Origin of the sequence: Microbacterium sp., assembly GCF_003248605.1 — a bacterium.
In the GTDB taxonomy this organism is placed as follows: Bacteria; Actinomycetota; Actinomycetes; order Actinomycetales; family Microbacteriaceae; genus Microbacterium.
The window spans coordinates 1-4,165 of record NZ_QFPF01000173.1; the positions used below are offsets into that span (position 1 = coordinate 1).

Here is a 4,165-nt window from a genome sequence, read left to right on the forward strand (position 1 = left end):
ACCGGGCCAGCTTGAGACCCTGGCGAACTGGGGGCTGGGCTATGAGAGTCGCGCCGACACACGTCTTGACCAGCTGATCCGGTTCCTTGATGCCGTCTGCCGCCCAGACGGCAAGCTCTGGTCGAACGAGCGCGTCGTGGTGTTCACCGAGTACGCCCACACTGTGGAGTGGCTGACCCGCGTGCTACGGCAGAAGGGGTACGACGACGAGCGCCTAGCAGTCATCCAGGGCTCGACCCCGCCCGAGGAGCGGGAGTACGTCCGCTCCCAGTTCACCGCTGACCCGTCCAGGGAGCCGGTGCGGGTGCTTCTCGCCACGGACGCCGCAGGAGAGGGCATCGACCTCCAGACCTACTGCCATCGGCTGGTGAACTTCGACATCCCCTTCAACCCCTCGCGCCTCGAGCAGCGTATCGGTCGCATCGACCGATACGGCCAGACCCAGCAGCCCGAGGTTTACCACTTCACCCCCGAGCAGGAGTCCTCAACCTACGACTCAGACCTGCGGTTCATGGAGATCATCGCCCGCAAGATCGCCCAGGTGGAGTACGACCTCGGCTCCGCCAACCAGGTCGTCGGCGCAGAGATCCAAGGTCACTTCGGCAAACGCGCCGCGACGAAGGCGAAGTCGAAGGGCGTGGACACCAACGAGGTGATCAATCAGGCGCTGGCCGGCGGAATGGAACTCAACGCCCGCCTGACGCAGCTCGAGCAGGGCTACGACGCGTCCCGGACGGAGATGCACCTCGACCCGGCGAACCTGCGCCGCGTCGTCGATACTGCGCTGCGGATCAACCACCAGTCGCCGCTCGTCCCGAACTACGACTTCGCGCGGGACACCGACGCCGAGGTCTTCACTGTTCCGAGCCTCACAGCCGGGTGGCGCGACACGCTGCGCGGCCTCGACACCCGGCTCAACCCAGGTGTGCTTCGACCGATCACCTTCGACCCGGACGCCGCCGACGGCCGAGCGGACCTGGTATACGTGCATCTCGGGCACCCGATCGTGCAGAAGGCGCAGCGCCTGTTGCGCCGCTCGTTGTGGAGCATCGACTCCACGCTGCGGCGTGTGACCGCGGTCGTCGTCGATGACCTTGAGGAGTCCTTCGTCGCTGCAGTCACGCGCATGGTGCTCGTCGGACGCGGAGGCGTCCGGCTCCACGAAGAGGTGTTCCTCGCCGGAATCCGCCTCCACGGACGGCGCGCGATGGCCGAGGAACGAGCGGAGGCGGCACTCGATACCGCCCTCGATCAGGAAGACCTGACCCTCGCCGACGATCGCGTGCGCGACCAGCTCTGCGACCTCTGGAATGTGCCCGACGCGCCGCTCCGCCTCCGCCTGGAGGAGTCCATGCGGACGCGTGCGGAACGCAAGCAAGCCCAGGTGACGGAGCAACTGCAGCGCCGCGAGGCCACGGACGTGCAACGCGCACAGGACATCTTCGCCGCGTTCCGTGCGAACCTCCGCGACTCCTTGGCGCGGCTGCGCGTTGAGGAGGCAGAAGCGCAGGGGCAGCTATTCACTGACGCCGATCAGGAGCGCCAGTGGCGACGCGACCGTGAGGCGATGCAACGCCGCCTCGACGAGCTCGATGACGAAGAAAGGCGCGAGATCACCGCGATCAAGGACAGGTACGCCGACGTGAAACCCCACACGACCGCCGCCGCCGTGGTCTTCGCGCTCACCCGCAACGACGCTGACGGGTGGCGCGACTGATGGCACGCCGACCCATACGCAACCGCCCCGCCAAGAGTGCGGCAGACCTGCACCGCGCCTGGCTCGAACTAGTCGACACCGACGGCCCGTTCCTCGCCATTCCACCGCTCAAGCGCGTCTGGCCAGAAGGGATGCCGCAGCTCGCCGAGCCTCGCAAGGCCACCCTTTCCGACGCACGCAAAGACTTCGAGTCCGCCTGGGAGCGTTACGACCGCAGCCCCGGGCATGACACCGCGCTCGACGCCTACCGCTCGGCCCGCGACAAGTGGGTCGAGACCGTGCTGCGCGACGTCGCGGGCTGGGCCGAGTCGCTCACATGGGGTGACCTCGCGGGTGTCGCCGCGCAGTCTCCAAACCGTGCGGTAACGGTCCGCGCGCAAGCTTCCCTCGACGGAGACAACGGGATCGGCGCGATCGTGCACGTCATCGACCCGGTCGACTCCCTGCGCGAAGTGCCGGGCGACCTGTGGGCGGCCAACCCCGTCGACCGTGTCGAGGCGATCCTGCGCGAGAGTCGCGTGCCCATCGGCATCGTCACCGACGGCCGCTGGTGGGGACTCGTGTGCGCACGCGAGAACGCGATGGCAGCCTCCGGCGTTGTCGACGCACTCACGTGGACCGAGGAACCCCGTACCCGCGACGCATTCCTGGCTTTGATGGGGCGCCAGCACCTCATCGGCGGTGACCCCGCCGAGCGGCTCCCGGTGCTCTTCGAGGAGTCCGTCGCTGCGGCCGAGGAGATCACCGAGGCGCTGGGTGCCCAGGTGCGCCGCGCGGTCGAGCTGCTCATCCAGTCATTCTCCGAATCCGCGGCCGAGCGCGGGCTTCTGCCACAAGGCGAGCTGTTCGACCAGGGCTACGGCATCGCCGGCGAACTCGACCAGCTCGTCGCCCGCGATTCGGCCGAGAGCGAGGAAGCCCTCGACGCCACCTCCCTCACCTGGCACCGGCTGCTGGCCACCAGCAACGCCCTCTACCGCGGCGCGACCTTCGAGAGCCTGCGCATGCCCGCCTACGGCGGCTCGCTGTTCGACCCGGCTCGATTCCCATTCCTGACCGCCACGAGCGATGTCGGGACCCTCGGCGTCACCGTATCTGACCGTGTCATGCTGCACGTTCTGCGCGCCGTGCAGATCGCCGAGATCAAGGGCGACGCGCGACGCATCTCGTTCCGCGACATCGACGTCGAGCAGATCGGCTACATGTACGAGGGCCTGCTCGGCTACACCGCGACAGTCGCCCCCGAGGTCGTGCTTGGCATCCTCGGCACCCGCGGGGAGGAGCCCGAAGTCCCGCTGGCGAAGCTGGAGGAACTCGCCAATGCCCACAGCGACCGCAAGAAACTCGCTAAAGCCATCCGCGCCTGGATCGAGACCGACCAGCCCTCTGCCAAGCCCTCCTCCGAGGCCGCCGTCGTCAGGGCCATCGACGCTGCGGTCGACCCTGGCATTGTGAGCGCGCTCACCCAGGCCGTCGGCGACGACCTCGGCCTGCGCGAACGCGTCAAGCCCTGGCTGGGGCTCATGCGGCTCGACCTCCGTAATCGACCGTTCGTCGTCCTCGAGGGCGCGCTCCTGGTCAAGGAGACGCCATCCCGGAAGAATGCCGGAGCGCATTACACGCCCAAGTCGCTCGCCGAGGACGTGGTCAAGTACGCACTCGAGCCGCTCGTCTACAACCCCGGTCCGCATCAGACTGCGAAACGGGACGAGTGGATGCTGAAGTCGCCTTCGGACATCCTCACGCTCAAGGTTGCTGATATCGCATGCGGTTCGGGTGCGTTCCTCGTGGCAGCCGCCCGCTTTCTCGCCGACCGGCTCGTCGAGGCATGGGTTGCCGAGAACCCTGCCTGGGCGGGACGCAAAGACCTGCGAAATCTCGCCGTTCGCGAGGTCGTCGCCAAGTGCCTCTACGGGGCTGACATCAACGACATGGCCATCGAGATGTGCAAGCTCTCCCTGTGGCTCGTCTCCCTCGATCGCGACCTGCCGTTCTCCTTCGTCGACGACAAGGTGTTCGTCGGCAACTCGCTGCTCGGCCTCACCGACCTCAAGCAACTTCGGGCTATGCACATCGACCCGGCCAAGGCCAACCGCCAGCAGGGCATGCTCGACATCTTCGAGGTCGACACCGACTCGATCATCAAGCGCGCGGTCGAGCTGCGGGAAAGCCTGGCGTCTCCGGTCGAACCGGACGACAGCCCGGCCCGATCCGCGGCAGCCAAGCGGCGGCAGCTCGCGCAGTTCCACAACGTGACGGCGGACCTACGCAAACTCGCTGACGGGGTCATCGCCACCGGACTCATGCTCGGCGGCAAGCCGGGTCGCGCGCTCGACGCTGCCTACGACGACCTGCGCGAGGCGGCACGCAAGGCATACCCCGGTGCTCGCAGCGCAGCCGACTCCACCTGGCTCGACTCGAAGATCGACCATGGGCTTACCCCGAAGT

Annotated in this window: 2 protein-coding genes; both read left to right on the plus strand. The window is 67.5% G+C overall.

The features are described from left to right. On the plus strand, positions 1-1,717 hold a 1,717-nt coding region (locus tag DI573_RS14615; protein WP_292815864.1), incomplete at its 5' end, for a helicase-related protein. Further along, positions 1,717-4,165 (plus strand): DNA methyltransferase (locus tag DI573_RS14620; RefSeq protein WP_292815867.1); only part of this gene is annotated, 2,449 nt, incomplete at its 3' end. The genes DI573_RS14615 and DI573_RS14620, both read left to right, overlap by 1 nt.